Origin of the sequence: Sporosarcina sp. P2, assembly GCF_002743255.1 — a bacterium.
Taxonomy (GTDB): domain Bacteria; phylum Bacillota; class Bacilli; order Bacillales_A; family Planococcaceae; genus Sporosarcina.
Map to the genome: position 1 here is coordinate 1 of NZ_PDYY01000013.1, position 24,433 is coordinate 24,433.

At 44.0% G+C, this 24,433-nt stretch carries 21 protein-coding genes and 1 tRNA gene; 5 read left to right on the plus strand and 17 right to left on the minus strand.

The annotated features are described in order from the left end of the window. Positions 1-332: 332 nt before the first annotated feature. Together CSV67_RS13230 and CSV67_RS13235 are read right to left on the minus strand one after the other, a co-directional pair. Positions 333-878, minus strand: coding sequence for an RNA polymerase sigma factor (locus tag CSV67_RS13230; protein WP_099632070.1), 546 nt, complete (start codon positions 876-878; stop codon positions 333-335). Between the two features lie 114 nt (positions 879-992). Continuing rightward, the gene (locus tag CSV67_RS13235; protein ID WP_099632071.1) at positions 993-2,243 is read right to left on the minus strand and encodes a hemolysin family protein; all 1,251 of its coding nucleotides are present in this window, start codon (positions 2,241-2,243) and stop codon (positions 993-995) included. Positions 2,244-2,487: 244 nt separating this feature from the next. Here CSV67_RS13235 and CSV67_RS13240 point away from each other — a divergent pair, with 244 nt between their 5' ends. Next, positions 2,488-3,870, plus strand: a complete 1,383-nt coding sequence (locus CSV67_RS13240) for a dipeptidase (RefSeq protein ID WP_099632072.1) — start codon at positions 2,488-2,490, stop codon at positions 3,868-3,870. A 191-nt stretch (positions 3,871-4,061) separates the two neighbouring features. Here the strand turns inward: CSV67_RS13240 and CSV67_RS13245 are convergent, their stop codons facing one another. The 6 genes from CSV67_RS13245 to CSV67_RS13270 form a co-directional block, all read right to left on the minus strand. Beyond that, positions 4,062-4,658, minus strand: coding sequence for a nitroreductase family protein (locus tag CSV67_RS13245; protein ID WP_099632073.1), 597 nt, complete (start codon positions 4,656-4,658; stop codon positions 4,062-4,064). Between the two features lie 104 nt (positions 4,659-4,762). Continuing rightward, entirely contained in the window at positions 4,763-5,248 is a 486-nt protein-coding gene (locus tag CSV67_RS13250) for an amidase domain-containing protein (RefSeq protein WP_233192009.1), read from the minus strand. Between the two features lie 45 nt (positions 5,249-5,293). Continuing rightward, positions 5,294-6,022 (minus strand): amino acid ABC transporter ATP-binding protein, encoded by a 729-nt coding sequence (locus tag CSV67_RS13255; RefSeq protein ID WP_099632074.1) that lies wholly within the window; start codon positions 6,020-6,022, stop codon positions 5,294-5,296. 25 nt (positions 6,023-6,047) lie between these two features. Further along, a complete protein-coding gene (locus CSV67_RS13260; protein WP_083034879.1) occupies positions 6,048-6,716 on the minus strand; it encodes an amino acid ABC transporter permease in 669 nt (222 codons plus the stop codon). A gap of 1 nt (position 6,717) precedes the next feature. Beyond that, positions 6,718-7,539, minus strand: a complete 822-nt coding sequence (locus CSV67_RS13265) for a transporter substrate-binding domain-containing protein (protein ID WP_099632075.1) — start codon at positions 7,537-7,539, stop codon at positions 6,718-6,720. A gap of 301 nt (positions 7,540-7,840) precedes the next feature. After that, positions 7,841-7,913: transfer RNA gene (locus CSV67_RS13270), tRNA-Ala, on the minus strand. A 73-nt stretch (positions 7,914-7,986) separates the two neighbouring features. Here CSV67_RS13270 and CSV67_RS13275 point away from each other — a divergent pair. Together CSV67_RS13275 and CSV67_RS13280 are read left to right on the plus strand one after the other, a co-directional pair. Then, positions 7,987-9,003 (plus strand): DUF2804 domain-containing protein, encoded by a 1,017-nt coding sequence (locus CSV67_RS13275; protein ID WP_099632076.1) that lies wholly within the window; start codon positions 7,987-7,989, stop codon positions 9,001-9,003. Between the two features lie 117 nt (positions 9,004-9,120). Beyond that, complete coding sequence (locus CSV67_RS13280) at positions 9,121-9,567, plus strand: YusW family protein (protein ID WP_158232943.1); 447 nt, start codon at positions 9,121-9,123, stop codon at positions 9,565-9,567. A gap of 211 nt (positions 9,568-9,778) precedes the next feature. Here the strand turns inward: CSV67_RS13280 and CSV67_RS13285 are convergent, their stop codons facing one another. The 4 genes from CSV67_RS13285 to CSV67_RS13300 form a co-directional block, all read right to left on the minus strand. After that, positions 9,779-10,189, minus strand: a complete 411-nt coding sequence (locus tag CSV67_RS13285) for a hypothetical protein (RefSeq protein ID WP_099632078.1) — start codon at positions 10,187-10,189, stop codon at positions 9,779-9,781. A gap of 372 nt (positions 10,190-10,561) precedes the next feature. Next, positions 10,562-12,367 (minus strand): ABC transporter ATP-binding protein, encoded by a 1,806-nt coding sequence (locus tag CSV67_RS13290; protein WP_369803183.1) that lies wholly within the window; start codon positions 12,365-12,367, stop codon positions 10,562-10,564. Then, positions 12,364-14,082 (minus strand): ABC transporter ATP-binding protein, encoded by a 1,719-nt coding sequence (locus CSV67_RS13295; RefSeq protein ID WP_099632079.1) that lies wholly within the window; start codon positions 14,080-14,082, stop codon positions 12,364-12,366. The genes CSV67_RS13290 and CSV67_RS13295 overlap by 4 nt, the downstream gene beginning before the upstream one ends. A gap of 72 nt (positions 14,083-14,154) precedes the next feature. Further along, on the minus strand, positions 14,155-15,102 hold the full coding sequence (locus CSV67_RS13300; RefSeq protein WP_099632080.1) for a DMT family transporter: 948 nt from the start codon (positions 15,100-15,102) through the stop codon (positions 14,155-14,157). A 126-nt stretch (positions 15,103-15,228) separates the two neighbouring features. On the opposite strand from CSV67_RS13300, the gene CSV67_RS13305 reads away from it, so the two are divergent. Further along, positions 15,229-16,881 carry a sensor domain-containing protein gene (locus CSV67_RS13305; RefSeq protein WP_099632081.1) on the plus strand — a complete coding sequence of 551 codons (1,653 nt, stop codon included), beginning with the start codon at positions 15,229-15,231 and terminating at the stop codon, positions 16,879-16,881. Positions 16,882-17,261: 380 nt separating this feature from the next. Here the strand turns inward: CSV67_RS13305 and CSV67_RS13310 are convergent, their stop codons facing one another. The 3 genes from CSV67_RS13310 to CSV67_RS13320 form a co-directional block, all read right to left on the minus strand. Continuing rightward, the gene (locus CSV67_RS13310) at positions 17,262-19,394 is read right to left on the minus strand and encodes a beta-propeller domain-containing protein (protein WP_158232944.1); all 2,133 of its coding nucleotides are present in this window, start codon (positions 19,392-19,394) and stop codon (positions 17,262-17,264) included. A gap of 115 nt (positions 19,395-19,509) precedes the next feature. Beyond that, positions 19,510-20,088 carry a hypothetical protein gene (locus CSV67_RS13315; RefSeq protein ID WP_099632083.1) on the minus strand — a complete coding sequence of 193 codons (579 nt, stop codon included), beginning with the start codon at positions 20,086-20,088 and terminating at the stop codon, positions 19,510-19,512. A 147-nt stretch (positions 20,089-20,235) separates the two neighbouring features. Continuing rightward, positions 20,236-21,408 (minus strand): aminotransferase class I/II-fold pyridoxal phosphate-dependent enzyme, encoded by a 1,173-nt coding sequence (locus tag CSV67_RS13320; RefSeq protein WP_099632084.1) that lies wholly within the window; start codon positions 21,406-21,408, stop codon positions 20,236-20,238. Positions 21,409-21,562: 154 nt separating this feature from the next. Here CSV67_RS13320 and CSV67_RS13325 point away from each other — a divergent pair, with 154 nt between their 5' ends. Further along, on the plus strand, positions 21,563-22,444 hold the full coding sequence (locus CSV67_RS13325) for an SDR family oxidoreductase (protein ID WP_099632085.1): 882 nt from the start codon (positions 21,563-21,565) through the stop codon (positions 22,442-22,444). Positions 22,445-22,553: 109 nt separating this feature from the next. Here the strand turns inward: CSV67_RS13325 and CSV67_RS13330 are convergent, their stop codons facing one another. After that, positions 22,554-23,747, minus strand: a complete 1,194-nt coding sequence (locus CSV67_RS13330; protein ID WP_099632086.1) for an acyl-CoA dehydrogenase family protein — start codon at positions 23,745-23,747, stop codon at positions 22,554-22,556. A 25-nt stretch (positions 23,748-23,772) separates the two neighbouring features. Next, a complete protein-coding gene (locus CSV67_RS13335) occupies positions 23,773-24,381 on the minus strand; it encodes a GNAT family N-acetyltransferase (RefSeq protein WP_099632087.1) in 609 nt (202 codons plus the stop codon). Positions 24,382-24,433 lie beyond the last annotated feature (52 nt).

Here is a 24,433-nt window from a genome sequence, read left to right on the forward strand (position 1 = left end):
TTCACTTTAGAATTCATGTGAGTCCTCCTTGGTTATTATTAGGGGTCAAGTAGTCGATGCCTTGACACCCCCGAATCATACCAAGGGGACTTTTCTATTTCAATAGGGCTCCACTAACCAAACAGGAATGCTCCTGGAGGATCAGCGTGAGTCCGAGACCCTGGACTGAACGAAGTGAGGGAAGCGGCTCGGGCCACGCCCTCAGGAAAGCGTCCCCAACTGGAGCTTCCATCCCCTCGTGCTCACTAATTCACTCTCTACGAATGTAATGTTCCGGACCTTGAATTTAATCTCCTCTTACTCCATAAAAAAAGCCCACAGCAAGTGTGAGCTTAGGCCATAACATACTCTTCAGCTGCCTCGTCTTGTACGAGCAACTCTTTCAGGTACTTCTTCGCGCGGAACAAGCGGGACTTCACAGTGCCGATCGACACACTCATCAACCCTGCGATCTCTACTAACGAATATTGATTCACATAGAAATACTCAATCGTTTTTCGGTAAATACCGTCCAACTCGCTGATTTTCTGTTGCACAAGCTCGGAAATATCATTCTGCTCCATCAATTCAGCAGGAGTTTTCGCATTACTAGGAACCAAATCTAAGATCGGAACGTCTAATGTATCAGGTTGATTCATCACGTATTGACTCTGACGTACATTTTTTCTGTAACGGTCGCGAAATGTGTTCATACAAATCGTCGTCAACCAAGCCTTCATACGGTTGACTTCACTCATTTCACCGCTGTAGCGCACTACTTTTACCCATACGTCTTGCATGAGATCTTCTGCTTCTTCTTTATTGCGAGTCAGTTTAAGACATAAATGATATATATAGCGTCCATATTCTTCGTATAATGCGTTTAAGTCGTTTTTCATAATAAGTAGCCTCCGTTTTATAACTGGTACCCTTATTATCATAGACACACACATTACGAGCTATCGCTTTCTCTTTCAGTAACCTTACAATTGTGTAAGGTTACTTGACAAACTCTACGCTTCAACGACCTCTTCTTTTGGTTCCTGCTTGGTAATCTTTAGGCGCAAAATTCGCGTTCTGTCCATTTCTTCAATTTCAAACAACAACGAATTATAACTAAACTTCTCGCCTTCTTCAGGGATATGACCCACTTCCTGAAAAACAAATCCACCGATCGTATCGTGATCGGTAGGTAACTCTATATCGAGTAGTTCAATCACGTCTTCAATCTCTAAACGTCCTTGACAGACTAGAAGATTCTCTTCTTTTTCGAAGACCATCGACTCTTCCTCCACGTCCGTTTCATCCTCTATATCCTGTCCAATCATTTCTTCAATAATATCTTCCTGTGTGACGATCCCAAGTGTCCCACCATATTCATCTAGCACAATCGCCATATGTTTCTTTTGCGTTAACATACGCTTAAACACAAGCTCAACACTTGCGGTCTGCACGACGAACAAAGGCTGGCGATCAATTACCTCCGCAAACGTTCGCTCGGGAAACATTGACCACTCAATCAACATTTTGGAATAAAAAATACCGACCACTTTGTCGATACTCTCTTCATATACTGGATAGCGGGTATAGAAATACTGCAATACGACGTCACGTACTTCTTCATACGTAGAATCCATCGACAATGAAATAATATCCGTACGGTGTGTTTCCATTACGTCGCTAACATCTTTATCCCGAAAATCTAGCATACCCTTTAGACGGATTGATTCATCCTGACCGAATGTACCTTCAGTAGATGCAATGTCCACCATGGAACGCACATCTTCCTTCGTCAAAGTGGCTTCCGTCACCGTTCCTTTTGAAATTAAGCGAACGAAGAAATTGGTAAACAATGATAGGAATAACGTCAATGGAATCATTAACTTCACGAGCACCGAAATGGGTGGTGCTACAAAATACGCGATACGATCCGCAAATGTTGCAGCAATCGTTTTCGGCAATACCTCTCCGAATATAATCAAAATAACCGTTAAGATCCCTGTCAGTAACCCAATACTCAATCCTTTATCGATTGCAATCATCGTCACAATCGTCGGCATCAAAATATTCGCAACATTATTCCCAATTAATATGGCCGTAATCATACGGTCCGGCTTGGAAATCAATTTTCGTAATTTTATCGATTTAATGTCTCCTTGATCCGCACGCAATTGAACTTTCATTCGATTGATAGCGGTCAACGCCGTTTCACTTCCCGATAAAAAGAAGGACAAAAATAAACATAGTCCCAGTGCAATAAACAATTGCGTCTCCTCCAACGTTTCTCCATTTATTTGTCATCATTCATCATATGTTATTGCCATGAATCCAACATTTCTTATTTCATAAGTATATCACATATATAAACTGAATCGTTAATGCAACATACAGGTAGAACGTATACTTTTATCATTCAGTTCCCTTACCCGTAAGTGCCTAAACCTTAATACCTCACGAATTTCTGCTATACTGTGATATAGAAAATATCCAAAGAAAAGAGGGTTTACCATGACTTCATCACAAGCATTGGATCACTATTTCACAACCAACCGTGACCGCCACTTGGAAGAGTTAACGAGCTTCTTGGCAATTCCAAGCATCAGTGCACTTTCCGAACATCAATCAGATATGCAAAAAGCAGCAGAATGGCTGTCGAATGAATTCGAAACAATCGGTTTGGATAACGTGTCAATTGAAAAAACAGCTGGACAACCCGTTGTCTATGCGGACTGGTTACATGCTGAAGGTCAGCCAACCATCCTGATCTACGGCCACTACGATGTGCAACCTGTTGATCCGCTTCACTTATGGGAAACACCTCCATTTGAAGCAACAATCCGTGATAATAAATTATATGCACGCGGAGCAAGCGATGATAAAGGGCAAGTGTTTATGCACAGTAAAGCAATCGAGGCGCTGATGAATGTTGAAGGAAAACTTCCTGTTAACGTCAAGCTAATTATTGAAGGAGAAGAAGAAATCGGTAGCCCGAGCCTCGAGGAATATATCCAAAATAATCAAGACAAGCTAGCGGCAGACTTCATCGTCATTTCAGATACAGGCATGTACGGCCCTGGGCAGCCCGCCATTTGCTACGGACTGCGTGGATTAGCCGGCGTACAAATCGATGTGAAAGGTCCTAAAGGCGACTTGCACTCCGGACTCTATGGTGGCGGTGTTCAAAATCCAATCCACGCACTTGTCGAAATCTTGGCTTCATTCCGTGATGCCGAAGGAACTATCGCAATCGACGGATTCTATGATCAAGTTCGCGATCTAACAGAAGAGGAGCGCGCGGGTTGGGCTGCTCTCGACTTCGATAAAGAAGCAGTGAAAAAAGAAGTCGGTGTCAAAGAACTCACTGGCGAGCCAGGCTACACATACACAGAACGTACATGGGCCCGCCCTACACTCGAAATTAACGGTGTATTCGGCGGATTTTCAGGAGAAGGTATCAAAACCGTCCTTCCTTCCGAAGCCGGAGCGAAAATCACATGCCGTCTAGTTCCCGATCAAGAGCCGGATGAAATCATAGAAAAACTACGCGCGCACATCGCGAAACACGAACCAGTCGGATGTGAAGTGACGGTTACTGAATTTGATAAAGGTAAACCTTATTTAACTCCATACGATCACGAAGTCATCCAAGCGGCTGGCAGAGCGTACGAGCAAGTATACGGCGTACCTACCGTCTACACACGCGGTGGCGGCTCCATACCCATCGTCGCTGCATTCGATGAAATTCTAAATTTACCCGTCGTCTTGATGGGCTTCGGACTGGATACAGAAAACTTCCACGCACCGAATGAACACTTCCATTTGGAGAATTTCGATAAAGGACTGCGTGTTATCAGTAATTATTATGGAGAGATCGAAAAACTAGGGCTATGATTTGTGATTTGTGAGCGGATAGATGGGTTGCTTGCGTGCATTGAGCGCTCGTGGCGTTGCATAGAGCGGACGCGTGAGTCCATTGAGCGCTTCTCCCTTCTCACATACAAGAAACAGGCTACTCCACAAATGGGGTAGCCTGTTTTGTATTTCATTCGTATATTTACATGAAAAATGGCACTTTACCACTCTCAAGATTCCTCTTCTTCGTCCTCACTACTTCCAAAGTACGTAATGATTTCTTCTACCGGCTTACGTGGTGAGGCTTTCGGTGACGTATCGAAATAGCCGAACTGCAACATGCTGATGATGCGTTCGCCCGTCTCTACGCCTAAACGCTCGCGGAATTTCGGGTGATCGATGAACGGTGGCGTCTTCCAACAAGTACCAATTCCTTTATCCCAAGCAAGCAATTGAATATTTTGAATTAGCGTGCTAGCTGCTGCGTAATCCTCCAGCCGTTCTTTTTGGCGTACATCTTCAGGTACGATGACGAATACAGCTGCACTGGCAGTCGAGAACTTCTTCATTTGTTTTTCAAGATCCTCAGCAGAAAGCTGCTTCCAATTTGCTACACCGAACTCCTTCAAGACGTCCAAAAGCTGTTCATACTGTTCACCTGTCGCTACGATCAATCGCCAAGGATTCCGGTTTCCGTGGTTTGGAGCCCAAACGGCATCTTCTATAATTTCTGGAATGATCTCTGGTTCGATCGGTTGTCCGTTAAAATTCTTAATAGAGCGCCGTGTAACAATGGCCTCTCTTACCGATAATGCTTGTTCATTCACACTCAACCTTCTCCTTTGCAATAAGTATCTATTTTTCATTATACCCTAACTTGGTAGTCTGTTGCTAGAGGCTATGAGAAACACTTTGATGCAGAACTGGATAATTATGAGAAATGATCATTAATTTTAAAAAAGATATACTTCGCATTTGGCGAGTAAGCATAGGAGTCCTTATAATCCCATGTGCGATGATATGCGTTATACGTATGGGCATTGACGAGCGGTGTATCTCCGTCCTTGGCAGTTACAATCGTCGTATGGTCGAAACGCCCGTCTCCATGGAAGTCATACGAAATGATATCGCCTAGCTGTAATTCTTGGGGAGTTTTTACTTGAGTTGCAGTCAGTCCTTTTGTAGAAGTCGCTAAGTACCATCGCATTGAGTGAGCGACGGTATAACTGAAGCTCCATGTGCCTTTACGCATCCACCAACCCTTTTCGCGGTTTGGTTGTCCATGCATCGGTGCTCCACCCGCCAACAGACATTGTGAAATAAAATTCGTACAGTCATCTTCAAAACTGGGGAAGGCAGGGTTTCTGCTATTCCACCAAGTGTCTGCATAGTCTACTGCCGCTTGTCGATTGTACAAAAAAATCCCTCCTTGCCATATCATATGACAACGAGGGACGTTCAATTAGTGATGTAATACTTTTGATAAAAAATTCTGGGCGCGTTCGGAATCGGGATTCGTGAAGAACTTGGCAGGTGATGCCTGTTCCACGACTTTGCCATCTGCCATGAAGATGATCTCGTCACAAATTTCTTTGGCGAAGCCCATTTCATGTGTCACGACGACCATCGTCATACCACTTTCAGCCAGTTTACGGATGGCATCGAGAACTTCGGTGACCATCTCGGGATCGAGTGCGGAAGTCGGCTCATCGAATAGCATCACTTGCGGATCCATTGCGAGCGCACGCGCTATCGCGACACGTTGTTGCTGACCGCCAGATAACCGGTTCGGATACGCATCAAATTTATCTCCAAGACCGAGTGAAGTCAGCAACTCCTTCCCTCGCGTTTCCGCAGCGCTTTTGCTTAGCCCTTTTACATTGATAGGCGCGAGCGTGACATTTTGCAATGCCGTGAGAAATGGATAAAGATTAAAGCTTTGGAACACGAATCCGATTTCAGAACGCGCTTTGTTAATATTCACTTTTCTATCGTGTATGGAAACGCCGTCTACTACAATTTCTCCGTCATCGATAGGTTCGAGCGCATTGATCGTACGAATTAATGTAGACTTCCCTGCTCCACTTGGGCCTATGATGGCCACAACGTGTGATTTAGGTACTTCAAGCGAGACATCTGTCAACACTTGGTTCATACCGAATGTTTTATTTACGTGTTTAATAGAAATCATATCTGGCACTCCTTCACGTCAAGCTTTATGAATTTTCTCTCGCTAATAACTTTTGTTCGATCGCACGAATGATCATGGATAACGTGAACGTCATGGCAAAGTAAACGAAACCGATGAATGTCCATACTTCTATGGAACGCATACTAGTGGCCACGAGATTCTTCGCGTTCAACGTCAATTCCGTCGCACCGATGACCGAGATCAAAGAGGAGTCTTTAATTAGCATGATGAATTGTGAAGCAAGTGGCGGTAGAACTCTTCGGAATGCTTGTGGCAAAACGATCAAACGCATCGCCTGCCAGTAGGTCATACCTGACGAACGAGCTGCCTCCATCTGACCTCTTGGCACACCTTGTATTCCTGAACGAACAATTTCTGCAATGAATGCTGCGGTAAAAACAGCCAACCCAATAATTGATGCCCAATAAGAACCGAGCTTTAAAAATTGACCGAGTACAAAGAAAATCCAAATCAATAGTACAAGCAACGGCACGCCGCGCATGACTTCTACATAGGCTGAGGAAAGAATACGGATGAATCTATTGCGGGAAATCCTACCCATTCCGATAATAATCCCCATCGGAATAGCCAGCAATAATGCGATCGCTGAAATTTCAAGAGTTTTCAGCGCCCCTTCAATAAAGATATCCATATTTTGCGATATTACACTGAAGTCATATTCATAGCCGCCCATATTATTCTCCCGAAACCTTATCTAGCCAGTCGCTTTCTTCAAACCAACGACTTCTTGATGCTAGTTCTTCCGGGCTGTCCACATAGCTGTGCAAGAATGAATTCAACCATTGAATCGTTTCAAAATCATTTTTCTTTACTGCAATTCCGAGATTCTCAGCAGACATCAAACCTTCTACTTGATGAACTTCTCCTTCATGTTCCAAACGCCAAACAGCAATGGCAGGTTCATCATACACAACGGCATCAGCCTGTCCTGAACCCATTGTCGTAGCTGCTAACGGGAAATCCTCGAAGTCTACTACTTCCGCATTTTTGAACTGAGACTTCGCAAGCAATGCGCCCGTAGTCCCGATACCTACCGCAATTTTATTCCCCTTGACGTCAAGCTCTTCCCATGATTTGATCCCTTTATTCGCAGCTGGCACCATGATCGCCTGACCTGTTTTATAGTAAGGATTGGACATGCTAATGGATAATGCACGATCCCCACGAATCGTCATACCTGCGATGACCATATCTACTTCACCTATTTGCAAAGCCGGTCCTAAGCCATCAAATACGAATTGTTTAAACTCTACTTCCGTATTTAACGCTTCACCCACTGCGTTTGCTAGATCGATATCATACCCGACATAACCGCCTTCAATGCTTTTCATTTCAAAAGGGAAATAACCTGGTGCAATTCCAACCACCAATTTTTTGTTGTCTTTAATATTCTTCAACGTGGACTTCTCTGTTGAGCCTGCCCCTCCATCGTTACTGCTACATCCCGCAACGACCAATAATAGGATTAGCAATAATGCTGTAAACATCTTCTTCATACATTTCCCCTTCTCTCTCTTTGCTAGTATAAATATTCTAAATTAATACAATTATAAGATACGGCCTACCAACTGTCTACAAGTATATGTATACGTTTGCTTGTATACTCCATATATTGGACAAGATCTTATAACGATTACTTTCTATAGTATTCAATATACATTACAATGAATAATTATACAATAGTAAATAGTTTCATTACGCATGGCGAAGGAGAAGATAGGTTTACTAGTACTGTCTCGATAAAAAAAACGACAGTCCGTTAGAGATTTCTCTAATGAACTGCCTTCTTTATTTTAATGGAGCATAGGGGGCTCGAACCCCTGACCTTTGCACTGCCAGCGCAACGCTCTCCCAGCTGAGCTAATGCCCCTTATATCTGATACAATATAGAGTATATCAATTGTTCGTTTAAAAGACAATAGGCAAGAAAGGTGGTTAATGGTATGCAGCATGAAGAAAGAGAGTTATCTGAAATTGTTTCTCTGTGTGACTCCAAGGGGCTTCTGAATCCTGAATCAATAGGATACGCACGCAGCCCTTTAGTGAGGAGCAATTTAAGAGGACAGTTCATGAAGAAGAAGCGCTGGAACAATTGGTGCATCTATGGGGAGGATATTTTATTAACCGCCTCGATCGTACACCTGGATCATAAAGTGACTTGTCTAATTTACATACTCAACTATGAAACACAGCGATTCTACGAGAAACATGTAACCCTTCCTTTTGGAAGACGTATTAAAATGCCTGAAGAGGCACTCGATAGTATCAAGTTCGCGCATGACGATATGACGGTTCAATTCGTACATATGCAAGGTGAAACGCATTTGTCCATTGTCATTCCTGATTTTGACAATGAAGTGTTGCATGCAGATTTACATATTATTCATCCCGAGAAAGATGAATCATTAAATGTAGTCATTCCGAAAAGTCGAGACTCATTCCATTTCACTTCCAAACATTCGATTATGCCGACCGGCGGATATGTACGTTTTGGTGATCGACGCTTTGATTTCAATCCCTATTACAGTTTTGCCATTTGCGATTATGGGCGCGGCGTATGGAATGCCAGAACGAATTGGGACTGGGCGATGGCTTCCCAGCGGACAAGCGGCAAACGGATCGGCTTAAATTTCGGCGGTAGTTGGACGGATGGTACGGGGTTGACGGAAAATGCCGTCTTCGTAGAAGGTACGATGCATAAATTTCATGAAGATGTAGTATTCGAAAGTGATAAAGAAGACCCGAAAAGCGCATGGAAAATTCACACAAAGTTTTCGAATGATATCCAGTTGACGTTTAAACCATTTTTCCAATGCCCAACGCTTGATGATTATATTGTACGGAAGATGTCGATTAATCAATATGTCGGCTATTATCATGGAAAGGTTCGATTACCAAGCGGACAAGTTTTACCGATCCGACAAATGCTCGGTTCAATTATGGAGCGAAAGTATCATTAATTGGGCATCTTCCCATTCTCCTGTCGACAAATAGAACATTTTTTTGTTTAAGGTAGTCGTTTTAAGGTGATAATACAAATAGTATACACTTTAGAAAGGGTGGCGCTTATGTCGTTCATGCGAATGTTATCTATTGCAGGAGTTTCATCTATTCTACTTCTCGGAGGTTGCGCGTCAAAAGACGAGGCACCAAACAATGACGATGCAGTCAGCATTGAAGACGAGAGTAACGGCAGTACCATTAACACGGGTGACGGTTATGGTTTCACGGATTTCGATTTAACGATCAAGAAAGACAATAAGAAAATCGAGACGGATTATGAAGATGTAAAACCTGACGATGCAGAGTACGTCAACGAGTTCCAGGACGTGAATCTGGAAGGCAATGAGGCCATTGACGATATGCATAAAATGTTTATGGAAATTTTGATTGATAGCGGGACTACTAAAGAAGAAGCAATCGATCGCATTTTACAGTGGTATGGACTCGATACGTATGATGAGTTCAAATTGGATGTACAGTTTGCAGATGATAAGACCCTTCATATTGATGAGAAGAAGTAATAACGCGGAACAGGCTAATTATCCGATTATGTCATCCATTCTGTTCACCGGTGCAAAATGAAGCACGTAAAAGGCCGCTAATTCGTTTATGAATTAGCGGCCTTTTACATGCTTTTTTATTACTGCTTTAACGTAAATAATAAGCAAATTATACAAACTCCATTACTAATTGACAGTTGTGGTTGGAACGCGTTCATTTAAAAACAATTTATTACCTCTTTACACTATCTAACAAGATAAATCCAAATACCACACCAGCTACTATTTGAATTGTTGAATTTCCGGAATAAATTATTTCCGGTACAAATGGAAGAATACTCTCCCCCGCTGGTGTAAATAGTAGTACACACATAGATAATACACCAAGGGATGGCAATCCAACCCCCATGAATTTAGCCCAATCAAAGGTCCATTGTCTATTCTCTTTAATCTCAATTATAAGTTTTGGCAACCTGAGCAGTATTCCAATACCAACAGGAAATATTGATGAAAACAAAATAAATGATAGTACTTCAAAGTTTTTCATATATTCTTGTTTCAACAGGAACTGATATTTTGCACCTGAATAAATAATAATCCCTATAACCATTGTCCATCCGAAGTAATAAAAAAACCTTCTCATAAGAATGCCCCCTTTTACCAAAACCACTCTTCTTCTATTTAACTCATTTCTTGAACAATCACCGTTCTACTATTTATACGTCCATAACGTGTGAAAGAGTTCATCTTTTCGAAGACCTTTAATTCAAGTAACTCTGTATAGACCTTCACATTCCATTCTCTCATTTACTCTACTACAGCTATACATAAAATCCCAAAGTTATTCTTATTACGTTTATATATAAAAAAGCACCGCTACATGCGATGCTCGTTTATGTTGTAATTATTCAATTTCATAGACAAACACGTAAGTACGTTTTGTCATCCACTCTCCACCATTAGAAAAAGACACTAGTTGATCGGGAATGGAGTCCGGTGATCAACAGCCCTTCACTTACCCATCATGATTCAACATTCCATGAAACACGCCTTTACGTTCCAGCAGTTCTTCGTGACTGCCCGATTCGAGTAGCTCGCCGTCCGCCAGTACGAATATTTTGTCTGCTTGCTTGATCGTGTTCAGACGATGCGCGATGACGAAGCTTGTTCGACCTTCCATAAGACGTTCCAACGCATCCTGTATTGCGAGCTCTGTCACTGTATCAATGCTGCTAGTCGCTTCGTCAAGCAATAGCAGGGTCGGATCGGCTACTAGCGCACGGGCGATGGATAGCAGTTGTTTTTGTCCTTGTGAAATCTCTTCTCCGCCTGCCGTCAGCACCGTATCATAGCCCATCGATAACTTGTTGATGAAGCTATGGGCGTTGGCTTTTTTAGCGGCTTCTTCGACTTCCCCGTCCGTTGCGTCAAGTCGTCCGTAGCGAATGTTTTCGCGCACGGTCGCTTCGAACAGGAATGGATCTTGCAAAACGAAAGCCATTTGGCTGCGCACAGTTTGACGCGGTAGTTCGTCAATCGGGATGCCATCGAGCAAAATTTGCCCGCTGTCTACTTCGTAAAAACGTGACAGCAATTGCATGATCGTCGTCTTCCCTGCTCCTGTTGCTCCAACGAAGGCCACTGTTTCGCCTGATTGAACATGGAAACTAAGGTTCTTGATAATTGCTTCTTCTTCATAACCAAATGTTACATTGCGAAACTCGATATCGCCATGTAATGTTTCGATCTGCTTCGTTGCTTCGTCTTTTTCAACAGGTTCGTCCATAATGGCAAACACTCGCTCTGCACCCGCGATGGCGGAGAGTACAGTGTTAAATTGATTAGCCAAGTCATTTAGAGGACGCGTAAATTGCCGTGCGTACTCACTGAAGATGACAATGGTTCCAACCGTTACGCCACCATACCCTGTCACCGCCAGCAGTCCGCCTACCCCTGCAACAATCGCAAACGACAGATTATTCAGCGTGTTCATCACTTTTGGAATGAAACCTGAATACGTCTGCGCCCAGAAACCTGTTGTACGTAGACGTTCGCTTTTTTGTGCGAACTCTCCCATGACATTCTGTTCTTGCGAGAATGCTTTGACGACTCGTTGACCTGAAATCGTTTCTTCAATCATGCCGTTTAATTCACCGATTGCACGTTGTTGTTCTTTAAATAAAATACCCGTACGCCGAGTGATCCAGCGCATTGCAATGAACATTAAAGGAACGATGATCATCGTCAGCAACGTCAATAACGGACTGAGATACAGCATGATGGATACCGTACCAATAAGTGTCAGCACGCTTGAAAACACTTGGATCAATGAGGAATTCAATGTTTGGCTGACATTCTCGATATCATTCGTCACGCGGCTCATTAATTCGCCGTGCTGGCGTTTATCGAAGAAACGGATGGGCAGCTTCTGTAGATGGCCGAATAATTGCGTGCGCAGACGATAGACTGTCTGTTGCGCGATTCCGACCATCCAGTAGTTTTGGAAATACGTAGACAATGAGAAGCCGGCATACACGAGCAGTAAAAAACCAATCTGCATACTGAGCCCATCCACTTTTTTCGGAATGATGAAGTGGTCAATAATGTTTCCGATCATTAAGGGACCGATTAGCGCTAGGGCTGAACTGATTAAAACAAGTGTCAACACGGTGATCAGTAAACCCCGTTGCCGATCAACTAAACGCCAAATACGTGCGAGCACGGACTTCCAGTTACCCGCTTTCCGAACTTTTTTTCGTTGTACTTTTGATAAATCTACTTTCTGGATAATAGGTTCATAGCCAAATGGTTTTCGCATCATGCCACTCCCCCACTCTGTTGCGATTCCGCAATTTCTCGATAGAAGCTAGACGATTGAAGTAGCTCTTCATGCGTACCATAGCCTACGATCTTGCCTTCTGATAATAATAAAATTGCATCGGCAATTTTAGCAGTTTGAATTTTTTGCGTGACAATCAGCATCGTCATATCTTCTTCCCGCAATTCGTCCCATAATGACGACTCCGTTTTAACGTCGAGCGCACTGGTGCTATCATCCAAAATCAGTAAGGATGGTTTACGAATCAATGCGCGCGCAATCGACAAGCGCTGTTTCTGACCACCAGATAAATTCACACCGCGCTGCCCGACACGTGTTTCATAGCCATCTTTAAAATCTATGACAGACGAATGAATTTGTGCTTTTTTAGCGGCCTCTTCGATTTCGTCGGCAGTGGCATTCGGTTTACCCCATGACAGATTATCAACGATCGAACCTGTGAAGAGCATCGATTGTTGCGGCACATAACCGATTAAATTCCGTAACGTATCGAGTGGCCAGTCTGCGATGTTTTTTCCATCTATCCACACCGTACCTTTCGTCGCTGTGAACATACGCGGGAGTAGTTGCATCATCGTGGATTTACCGGAACCAGTCGCGCCCATGACGACGAGTTTCTCACCCGCAGCAACTTCAAACGATACATCTTTGAGTACGTCTTCAGTCGTTCCTGGATAACGGAAAGAAACGTGTTCAAAACGAACAGAAACTGCTCCTTGGTGGCGATTGTCAGCTATCTCTAGCTTTTCGACATCAGCATCCGCAACTAGCAGTTCTTCCATTCGATCGGAAGACGCTTTTGCGCGAGAGAAGATGACAATTAAAAAAGAAAACATCGAGAAGGCACTTGTCATGCGCATCGTGTAATTGACGATCGCCACGATATCCCCGACAGGCATATCTGAATTGCGGACTTCATCTGCACCGAACCAAAGTACCGCCATGAAGCTGACGTTCATTATAAACAATAACACTGGCAGTATTAATTCCATTAAGCGCATCGCATGTACACTATCTTTTTTTAGTGCACTTGCCGCTTTGGAAAAACGGTCCGTTTCAAAAACACCTCGTAAATAGGCTTTAATGAGACGAACCGCTTGCAAGTTTTCTTGTACGAGATGATTGACACCGTCTAAACGGCGCTGGACTAATCCAAATAAACGGACTCCTTTGCGCGCCATGACAACGAGAAATACCGCTAGGAACGGTGCACCAATCAGTAGAAACACCGCTAGGAACGGACTGACGACGAATGCCATGATTAGACTACCGATCACCATCAATGGCGCACGTGCCATAATTCGTAGTCCCATGAAAAGGGCGTTTTGGACGAGTGTCACGTCACTTGTCAAACGTGTAATGAGACTCGACGTCGGAAAGCATAAAAATGCTGCAAGTGAAAACGTTTGGACACGCTGAAATAATGCTTGCCTAAGATCATAGCCAAAACTTTGTGCAGCATGTGCAGCGAAATAGGAATTGACGACGCCCGAAAAGAACGCCACGAAGGCAAGTCCCATCATGACACTCCCCCAGATCAAAACCGTGTTCAAATCCTCTTTCATAATTCCTTCATCTATAATTCTACCGATCAGCAATGGCTGGATTAATTCGACTGATAGTTCAAGTAACATGAGTAAAATGGCGATGAACATTGGCCATTTATAAGGTAGTGCATAGCGGAAAACCGTTTTCATCTGATTCACCCTTTACGTGCCGTCATTGCCTTCATTATGTCATATAGGAATATGGCGTGTACAGGCAAAAAGCTATACTTCGCTATGATCGTACTCTTGAATGGACTCTGGGAACGGAGCGTTTTTCTCCTTGCGATTCCCCCCGATCGATAACCAGATAACTCCCGCAAGCATGATGGCCGCACCACTTAGTTGCCAGACCCCCATCGTCTGACCGAGCCAAAACACAGAGATCATCATCGCGGTAAGCGGTTCAAAACTGGAAAGGACGCTCGTTTCAACGGGTGAAATATACGTCATGCTTTGCAAAAACATGATGAATGCCAGTGTTCCCATTATGATGACAAGTAACAACATGCCCATTGACGGACCGTCGAACAAAATACCAAGGTTCATGAAGAACATCGGCAAGTTAAGGATGAATAAAGTAATGCCGCCAATGAACATTCCCCAGCCGACAACAAGTAACACACCCCACTCCGCCATAAGAACTGCGGGATATAATGTGTAAAAAGTAAAGGCAAATCCCACAATTACTCCCCACACAATCGCGGTCTTATCTAATGAAATACTTGAGAATGAACCATTGGTCAAAAGCAAGAACAAGCCGAATAACGCCACGACCATACCGACTACTTGACTACCTGGTGGAAAGGACTTCTGTAGGATGGATAGTAGAATGATAATATAGACCGGCGCAACGAACTGGAATAATGTCGCAACTACCGCGTCACTATATGCAATGGTTTGGACGAATCCGAACTGGACCCCAAGCATTCCGATAATGCCAAACATCCCCATTTTGCGCAACCACAACTTCTGTCTCATAGGACGACCAACTTGTATGCCTTTTGCCTTTAATAATGCTAGTACTACAGCACCTGCAATGGTCAAACGTAGGATTAACATCATAGAAACCGACATCTCACTATAGTCCAAAATCCACTCCATCATAGGTCCAGTAGCGCCCCATAACATGGAACCTACAATGATCATCACAATTCCTTTTAATCGCAACATGGTCCATCACCCCTTTCTAAATTGTTGTTTTTTACTTATATAGTATAAAATTCACATGTCAGATGTAGACAACACTGAAACTTCATTTATAATAGTCATATAGTAGAAGTGGAAAGGAGTACCCCTATGCATGCAATTCCGTTACCAGAGATTAGCGAACACCAAGAATTGGTCGATAGTCTAAATAAATACCAATTAGTGACACATACTGATGGCGAAGGTCTAATCACCTATGCCAATCAAAATTACCTAACGGTTAGTGGTTGGACCCCGAAACGCATCTTAGGTAAATCGTTTTGGCAAATGTTTTCGGATCAACCCCACAGTCAGGAAATAGCGAACTCCATTTGGGATTGTTTGCTGTCCGGGAAAACATGGGCGGGTAAAATAGAAAAAATGACCCGCATAGGTGAACCGTTCTTTGTGAATACACTTGCCGTACCTACCCTATCCAACACCGGAGAACTACAGTCTGCGTTCTTTTTAGAACTTGATATTACGGAAGACGTTCGCTTGCAGGAACGCTTAGGAGAAATTGCATTCATTGATGTAGAAACCGGACTGATGAGTCGTCACAAGCTAGAACAAGTAGTGAATGAATCTATCGCAAAAGCCATGCATTTTTCATTTGTTTATTTGACGATCGATCATTACTACACTATGAAAGAGCTGCAATCTCAAGAATCTGAGACGCAGCTGATTCAAGAATTCACCAACCGATTAAAGCGCTACTTCCAGGATAGCCCTATCGCGCGTATCGATACGAATAGCTTCGTCGTGTTGACAGCTTTCGGTGATTGGTATATTCAAGGTTTCTATGAATTCTTAAAACAACAGCCGATCTACCTCAGCCACAATGCGCAAACACTTTCGATTAGTGGCGGGATTGTACGTTTCCCTGAGGATCAACAAACATACACACAACTATACAAAGTCGCGATGACTGCGGCAGCCGATGTCGTTAGTCAAGGTGGCGGACGGATTGCTTCATTATCTGCTCAGTCTCATAAAATTCTAAACCGCCGTTTGGAAATTGACCGCAAGATGCTGACGGCACTGGATCGCAATTCATTGCATGTAGCCTATCTGCCGCAATTTGATGTGGCGAGCGAGAAAATAACTTGCTACGAAGCGCTCGTTCGTTGGGAAGATGAAGATCTGGGTGTCATCAGTCCTGACGAATTGATTCCTATTGCAGAAGAAAACGGTTTGATTGAAGAAATCGGTGCATACGTCGCAGAAGAAGCAATGACGTTCGTAACGAAATGGCATCGGGCAGGTAATGATATGAGGATTTCCATCAACTCTTCCATTCGTGAATCTTTGAACCCACAATGGAAAGACCGATTGATCTCCATCTTAAATGAAACAGGTTGCCCAGCAAATAAGGTTCATCTCGAGTTCACGGAAAAATTCGCGCTCAAAGCGGAGGAAGAACAATCCGTACTGACGCAAATGTCCGAACTGCAAAACCTTGGTTTGCAGTTCACTCTCGATGATTTCGGTTCCGGATATGCATCGTTGCGATACTTGCAACATTTGCCAATCACCAGCGTCAAAATTGACCGCGTCTTTACCGAAACATTGTTGAGCAATCCGAAGACACAGAAATTGATCGAAGGATTGATCCAACTTTCAAAAAAACTAAACTTGTATACAATCGCAGAAGGCGTCAGCAATGAACAGCAATTTGAGTTGCTGAAAGAAATGGGTATTGATGCAATGCAAGGTCATTTCATCGGAATGCCGACGCCCGCTGAGCAAATCGAAATCAAATAAATTATCGCAATCAAATTAGATGGAGCTCCTTTCATAAAGAAAGGGCTCCATTTTTTCTATCTCATTCAGTTGTGGTACGTCTCAGTGCGTTTGATTACAGCTTACTGTACGGGAGTTGAAAAGACAACCTTTTTTGATTGGATGGTGGGGGTGTATGGCTGGATTGCGCGGGCGTGATTGAGCGATAGGCTGGGCTGATTGAGCGGGATTCGAACGTGATAGAGCGCTCGGACAGGTTCGTTGAGCGAAATTCGAACGCGATAGAGCGCTTGAATGGGTTGATTGAGCGGATCTCGAACGTGATAGAGCACTTGAACGGGTTCATTGAGCGGAACTTGAAAACATAAAGCGCCCACGTAGTTGTAGTGGGCGCTCAAGCCTTATTTTCCTATCGATTCTAGAGGTTGCACACTATTCGTTGTATGGCCAGCTCTTTCCAACGTATCCAGAGGGGCGAAGTGGTCTAATGTGTAGCTATTTACTTCATTTACGGACATCGTGTAGAGGGCATTGTCGCTATACAACAGCCGTTGAATTTCTTTTTCCCAGTCCATGTATTCATGCGTCATGTGTTTGGTCAAATCGGCTGTTTGGACGATGCCGCGTTCCGCTGTGATTTCGTAAATCATTGCGCCAGAGCTTTGAAGATCTAGGATATTTTCACGCTTGGATTGCTCATACACTGAAATTGGAAAGCCGAATAAGTGGCGTGTTGGATGGATGAACAAGGCGTGATGATCATGCTGGACAGAGGAATAGGTGCCTTGCCCGCCAATCACTTCAGAAGCGGTTTCTTTTGGATTGGCAAAATCGGTTACGTCGAACACTGAAATTTTCATGCCGCCTGTTTGAATAATAGGTGCGCCGCCTTGCGGATTTTTCTTTGCAATTGTTTCATAACCGAAGCCGATCAAATGGCCTTCGTCAAGCGGATGCAAGTAGTTGCTAAAGCCAGGAATCTTCAGCTCGCCAAGCACTTTCGGGTTATTCGGGTCCGCAACGTCCATGACGAATAGCGGGTCCGTTTCGCGGAACGTTACCATATACGCTTTGTCTCCGAGGAATCGTGCAGAATAAATTCGTTCATTGACCGCCAGATTCTCGACTGAACCGACTTGTTTCATATTTTCATCGAGAATGAATAAATGGTTCTTCGCTTTATTACGTTCATCCCAAAGATTCCCTTCTGTTGTGACCGTACGGAAGTAGCCATTGTGCTCATCCATTGAAAACTGATTTAAAATCGTTCCTTTCAGTTGGGCAGTTTGTAAGAAATGCACTTGTGTTTTGTCCAGACTGAATTTGAATACTTCGCTAGTACTTTGCTGATTGTTTTGGTAGTTTGTGGACGTCAGATACAGATGATTTGGAGACATATAGAGCTGTTCACCACTGCCCAGATAAGCTTTCTTATTCACTCCTCCCTCTTCTCCCGACTCGATATCGAGTGTCGTAATGACCGAGTAGGAAGGTTCCATGGCGCCTGGCAAAATCGAGATTTTATCGAGTGCTAGCGGCTGTACCTTTTGAGCCGCTGCGGAATCATAAACTTTTGGTATTAGCTGATCTTCTACAGAGATCTGATGATCATACCAAAGGAATGGCTGATTATTCGTGATCATGTAAACGAATTGGCCGATTTTACGTGTTCCGATGACGTATCCTTCTGCACCCGTTTCACGAATAAGTTTCGGATTCGTACGGTCTGTGACGTCATACACACGAATGACGGACATTTGTTGTGTCGGCATCATGCGGTCTCCCGTCCTATTCGAATCCATATTGGTTGTCGGCGCGTCTAGATTTCGGCCACCAATTAATACGACTTTATCTTGATCTATATACAGTTGGTTTGCATAAAACTCATCCGAAAAGGCTACCTTGCTGGCACGGACCATCTCGTTTGAATTACGGACATCTGTGATCATAAGCCCTTCGCCATTTAGGACATCATAGAGGAAATCACCATCCGTTTTGACAGTATCTGCTTCATCTACTCCCGCTACTTGCTGATTGGTCTGTGAATGATCAGCGACGCCACTAGTAGAAGCTTTATCTTCCGAAGAAGACTCTTCCATGATTTCACTGCGTCCCTGAGGTTCCACCCGTTCAAAAAAGTTCTCTATTTCCTTAATGGAAGTGACGGGCTGTACGGATTCGAGAACGGTGAATGAAAGAACTTGTTCTTCAGCACGTTTCCATATTCCAAAACTTTTAGATGGGATATGCAATGTATAGTCCCCTGGCTGTAGCCCACCTACTTGCAATGACGTGTTTTTATTTCCGTACGAAAGCTTGGCAGGTGTTTTCTTATTACCTTTCTTAATATGGAACTTCGAAGCATCCAAGTTTTCCCTAACCGGATTCGTAAAGTAGACATTCAGCGACTGACCCGCGAGTACGGACTTCGTGGATGTGATACCAACTTTCGGCCAGAACAAGAAACTGATCAGTACAACGATTCCGATCGTTCCAGCTACACCCAATACAATGAGCCATCTCCCTGTATTCATCGTTTTCATCTCCTCTTGTTTAGTATGTATAAGAGTAGACTGCAAACTCTTGGTTTCGTTACATCCTATTAAAAAAAGCTAAAAACGCTCTTTTTATAGAGTGATTTTAGCTTGGTCACAGCTTTTTCCATTTTCCATCGCCTTCTACGTTACTGATCGATTGTCCCATATGAAATAGATTTTCAAGCTTCAGTTCGTCCAAATATCCCTTGAGTTCAAGCATGATATGATCGGTATCGATCTTCTCCTTGTTGAAGAGACTGATATCAACCGGTAGCGGTACTTTCATTTTTTGCCCCGGTTCGATTTTCAATCCAAGATCAGTCGAGTACTTGAAGGGGTTCTCTGTCCAACCTTTCTCCAGTTTCACCTCGAAGCTGAAGGTTAATGTCGGCTGGTGAATGACCCTATTGGTGTCATTATTTATCTCAATTAGGTATTCAATTTTTCCATCTTCCAACGCTTTTTCTTGTAACACTTTAAGCTGTACATTTTCTAGATCTTCGTAAAGACCTACAGCTGGCACAACCTTTTCAGTTTCAGTGTTCGACTTTTGTAATAACGGTAGCACGAGTAGCAGAAACATCACGGTGGCTGTTGCGACAACACCCCAGATCACCAGGCTTTGCTTTTTTCTACGGGGTTGAATCCCGATTTCCTTCTTGCGGCCCTGGTCTTTTTCTTGTTCGTCCATCGTATCCCTCCTCTCTACATTTCATTTCTATGGATAGTGTACAGTAATAGTCTAATGTATGCAGTAGGCATCTATTATCGAATTAAATTCGACCCATTTCTTTCATAAAAAAAAGAAGAGCAGAAATTCTCTCTTCCTCGTTGTTATTTACACACTCACAATCGATAATTCTTTAAGCTGTTCAATCGCTTGTTCAATCAATTCCACTTTTTGCACGAGTGCAAGGCGGACGTACCCTTTCCCTGCGGTGCCGAAGATGCTGCCAGGTACCATGACGACACCCGCTTGTTTGATCACTTCGAAGACGAATTCTATGTCGTCTAGGTCGTACGGATATTTTGCCCAAACGAACATACCACCTTCAGATGGCGTCGTTTCCCAGCCCAGTGATGCAAGTCCGTCCATTAACGCGTGATGGCGTTTAGAGAACTCTGCGCGTAGGCGATCCGTGATCTCTTCACCATTATCAAGCGCCACAATAGCGGCTTCTTGGATCGGTCCGAATGTTCCATAGTCGAGATTGGATTTTAGTTCGCGGAGCACTTTGATCATTTCTGCATTCCCAACGAAGTAAGCGATCCGCGCACCTGCCAAGCTAAAGCTTTTCGACAGCGAATTGATTTCCATACCAACTTCCATTGCGCCCGGTGTCGTGAGGAAACTTGCCGGACGGTCGCCTGAGAAATAGTATTCCGAGTAGGCTGCGTCATGTAGTACGATAATGTCGTATTTCTTCGCAAACGCTACGACTTCTTTGAAGAAGGCTTCATTCGGCATTGCGGGTACTGGGTTTCCTGGCAAGTTCAGGATAAGTAGTTTCGTTTTTTTCAAAACATCTTCCGGGACTTCGTTTAGATTAGGCAAGAAGTCGTTCTCCGCAAGCAATGGCATGTAATAAGGCACAGCGCCTGCTAGTTTAATTCCCGCGTCATAGGCGACGTAGGCAGGATTCGTTGTCAGAACGTAATCTCCTTCGTCACAGAACGCAAAAGGTAAATGAACGAGGCCTTCCTGCGAACCCATCGTTTGCAAGATTTCTGTCTGGGGATCGATGATGACACCTGTCCGCCGCTTGTAGTAATCCGCGACGGCTTCATGGAATCGTTTCGTCCCTCCGAGTGTGTAACCGTAAGAAGATGCTAATGCACTTTGCTCAGACAACGCTTGGCGTACACGCTCGTCAGGCGGAAGATCCGGGCTGCCGAGGCTTAAATCGACGACTTGGGCACCTGTTGCTTTTTTTAACTCAGCAGCTGCTTTTAAGTCACCAAAGATCGCTGGTGAGAAGATGGACATTTTTTTGGAAGGTTGAAAGTTCATGAAGACACGCTCCTTAGCTGTTATATAGTACGTAATGACTTCATTATAACACGCGAAAAGGCCACTTGGATTAATTTTCTATCGAACATCTGGATGTTTGTTCTCCGGCAATCAGGGAATACTTTTCATAACTACATGCTGAGGAGGATGTCACATGAGTCAAGATTCATACGAAAAAATCGACGAGAATATTACGGGACAGACACAATCTACACAGCCCGGTGTCGAGGCAGAGATGCATCCCGCCCCAATTTATGATGATCCAACGTTTAAGGGTGCAGATAAACTTAAAGGCAAAACCGCACTGATCACAGGCGGCGATAGCGGAATTGGTCGTGCCGTTGCGGTTGCCTATGCGAAAGAAGGAGCGAACGTGGCCATCGCCTATTTGGCTGATCAGGAAGATGAAGATGCGGATAAAACGATCGAATTAATCGAGAAATATGGTGGCAAAGCGAAGAAATATCAAACGGATATTAGTAGCGACAAAAACTGTAAACAGCTAATTGGACAAGTTATTAAAGATTTTGGTGAGATAAATATACTAGTCAACAATGCCGGAAAACAATTTCCTCAACAGTCCATCGAAGACATTACCGAAGAGCAGTTGAAGGAAACGTTCGAAACGAACTTTTTTGGCTTGTTCTTTATGTCAAAGGCAGCCATAACACATATGAAAAAAGGCGACTGCATAATCAACACTTCTTCGATTACAGCCTATAACGGATCGCCTGGATTGCTTGATTACTCCGCGACAAAAGGAGCCATCACAAGCTTTACACGATCATTAGCCTTAAATGTATCGGATAAAGGGATTCGTGTAAATGCAGTAGCACCAGGACCGATCTGGACGCCATTGATCCCTGCTACATTCGACGCGAAAACTGTGGCTGAACATGGAGCCGATACACCGATGAAGCGCCGCGGACAGCCAGCTGAGAACGCACCCGCTTATGTTTTCTTAGCTTCTAAAGACTCGAGTTATATGACAGGACAGACGATACACGTGGATGGAGGGGACTTTGTCGGTTCTTAACTTGGAATAAATGGCGGTTGAAATGTAACCGCGCTATGGCCTTACAACTAGAAATTCCACGCAAAAAAACGATGCGGTAAGCCACACTAATTGGCTTACCGCATCGCTGTTATTCTTCAAACGGCCACTTAGGCAACATGCGATTCAACTTCTTATCGCTACGCTCTCCAAGCACATACTCCGCCTGCATGATCGTATGGATTTCTCGCGTGCCTTCATAAATGACGGGCGCTTTCGAGTTGCGTAAATACCGCGCAACCGGATACTCATCCGAATAGCCGTACGCTCCATGGATCTGCACTGCGTCATCTGCCGCTTGGTTGGCAAAATCACAAGCTTGCCACTTCGCGAGTGATGTTTCACGCGTGTTTCGAACGCCGCTATTTTTCAATTCACCCGCACGATAAACGAGAAGACGGCTCATCTGATAACCTGCTTCCATCTTTGCAAGCATTTGCTGAACTAGTTGGTGTTCACCTATTTTCTTACCGAACGTTTCACGCGTTGTGGCGTACTCTACGCTTGATTCAAGACAGGCATACAATAAGCCTACTGCGCCTGCTGCCACCGTGAAACGTCCATTATCTAGCGCCGCCATCGCAATTTTAAAACCTTCGCCTTCTTCGCCCAGTAGATTCGCAGCGGGTACGCGAACGTCTTCAAAAAATAGCTCACCCGTGTTACCTGCCCGAATACCGTACTTCCCTTTAATTGCCTTCGATGAAAATCCAGGCATTGTACGCTCTACAATGAATGCGCTGATGCCGTGGTGTTTCTTCGATTTATCCGTGTAGGCGAAAACGAGAAAATTGTCTGCCGCATCACAAAGTGAAATCCAAGTTTTCTGACCGTTCAATACATAGTCATTTCCGTCACGAACCGCTGTTGTTTGAATGGCAGAAACATCCGAGCCAGCGCCAGGTTCCGTCAATCCGAACGCACCGATTTTCTCACCTTTGGCTTGTGGCACCAAGTACCGTTGTTTCTGGTCATTCGTTCCCCACTGCATCAGTGTCATGCAATTTAAACCGATGTGTACGGAAACTGCAGTGCGAAATGCCGTGTCTCCACGTTCGAGTTCCTCGCATAGAATCGCTAAAGCATTATAATCCATACCGCTGCCACCGTATTTTTCCGGTACACAAACTCCCATGAATCCTAGATCCGCGAGCCGTTTCCAAATTCCCCCGTCAAAATTTCCTTGGGCATCCCATTTCGCAATATGCGGCATGATTTCGGCATCTACAAACTGTCTGGCTGTCTGTCGCAACATGTTCTGTTCATCTGTAAATGTAAAGTCCATCTTCGTGTCCTCCTTTACAATGAAACTAGGCTTTTTCGATACGTGCGTTCACCGCAATCTGCCCGACTGGTATACGGTATACGCGGTTATACAACTGTCGATAAAACTTCCTAAACTGACGTTCATTCAACGCGGGCAGTTGCGAAGTCGTCATCAGTAATAACGGGTGCTTAAAATTCGTCAGCTTCAACGTTTTATCAAGTGTCAGTCCATTCCGTTCGTAAAATGCAATACGTCGTGTTCGGATTGATAATTCTTCTTCGTTTTTGGAAAAGTCCGGGTCTTCCACTTCGAGTAGTATTCCCGATGGCGATAACGCATCCAGACGGCGAAGTAGCACGCTGCCTAATCCATACGAACGGAATTCCGGCGCTATTGCCAAATAGAGTACGTGAATACCTCCATATTTCGGGATTTCTTGATAGATAGCATAGCCGTAAACATTGATACCGTCCGTCAAGTAGACTGCACGCAAGATGTTTTTCTTGAGTGCTTTGCGCATAATCGGAAACGGAATATGGTCGAGAAATCCGAAGTCTACTGACATGAATTTGAATAACCTATTTACTGTCCGTCGATTGGTTGCGAGATGCTGTAATCCCATCTGTGATGAATTCAAAGTTTGTTGTTGCATTCCACTTCACTCCTTAGAAATACGAGGAGATGGTCTATTGAGATCTAAATCC

Bases quoted from the DNA above. Each gene is read 5' to 3' on its own strand.
- CSV67_RS13230 (WP_099632070.1), bottom strand. From the start codon at position 878: ATGAAAAACGACTTAAACGCATTATACGAAGAATATGGACGCTATATA.
- CSV67_RS13240 (WP_099632072.1), top strand. From the start codon at position 2,488: ATGACTTCATCACAAGCATTGGATCACTATTTCACAACCAACCGTGAC.
- CSV67_RS13255 (WP_099632074.1), bottom strand. From the start codon at position 6,022: ATGATTTCTATTAAACACGTAAATAAAACATTCGGTATGAACCAAGTG.
- CSV67_RS13260 (WP_083034879.1), bottom strand. From the start codon at position 6,716: ATGGGCGGCTATGAATATGACTTCAGTGTAATATCGCAAAATATGGAT.
- CSV67_RS13265 (WP_099632075.1), bottom strand. From the start codon at position 7,539: ATGAAGAAGATGTTTACAGCATTATTGCTAATCCTATTATTGGTCGTT.
- CSV67_RS13275 (WP_099632076.1), top strand. From the start codon at position 7,987: ATGCAGCATGAAGAAAGAGAGTTATCTGAAATTGTTTCTCTGTGTGAC.
- CSV67_RS13280 (WP_158232943.1), top strand. From the start codon at position 9,121: ATGCGAATGTTATCTATTGCAGGAGTTTCATCTATTCTACTTCTCGGA.
- CSV67_RS13285 (WP_099632078.1), bottom strand. From the start codon at position 10,189: ATGAGAAGGTTTTTTTATTACTTCGGATGGACAATGGTTATAGGGATT.
- CSV67_RS13290 (WP_369803183.1), bottom strand. From the start codon at position 12,367: ATGATGCGAAAACCATTTGGCTATGAACCTATTATCCAGAAAGTAGAT.
- CSV67_RS13295 (WP_099632079.1), bottom strand. From the start codon at position 14,082: ATGAAAACGGTTTTCCGCTATGCACTACCTTATAAATGGCCAATGTTC.
- CSV67_RS13300 (WP_099632080.1), bottom strand. From the start codon at position 15,102: ATGTTGCGATTAAAAGGAATTGTGATGATCATTGTAGGTTCCATGTTA.
- CSV67_RS13305 (WP_099632081.1), top strand. From the start codon at position 15,229: ATGCATGCAATTCCGTTACCAGAGATTAGCGAACACCAAGAATTGGTC.
- CSV67_RS13310 (WP_158232944.1), bottom strand. From the start codon at position 19,394: ATGAATACAGGGAGATGGCTCATTGTATTGGGTGTAGCTGGAACGATC.
- CSV67_RS13315 (WP_099632083.1), bottom strand. From the start codon at position 20,088: ATGGACGAACAAGAAAAAGACCAGGGCCGCAAGAAGGAAATCGGGATT.
- CSV67_RS13320 (WP_099632084.1), bottom strand. From the start codon at position 21,408: ATGAACTTTCAACCTTCCAAAAAAATGTCCATCTTCTCACCAGCGATC.
- CSV67_RS13325 (WP_099632085.1), top strand. From the start codon at position 21,563: ATGAGTCAAGATTCATACGAAAAAATCGACGAGAATATTACGGGACAG.
- CSV67_RS13330 (WP_099632086.1), bottom strand. From the start codon at position 23,747: ATGGACTTTACATTTACAGATGAACAGAACATGTTGCGACAGACAGCC.
- CSV67_RS13335 (WP_099632087.1), bottom strand. From the start codon at position 24,381: ATGCAACAACAAACTTTGAATTCATCACAGATGGGATTACAGCATCTC.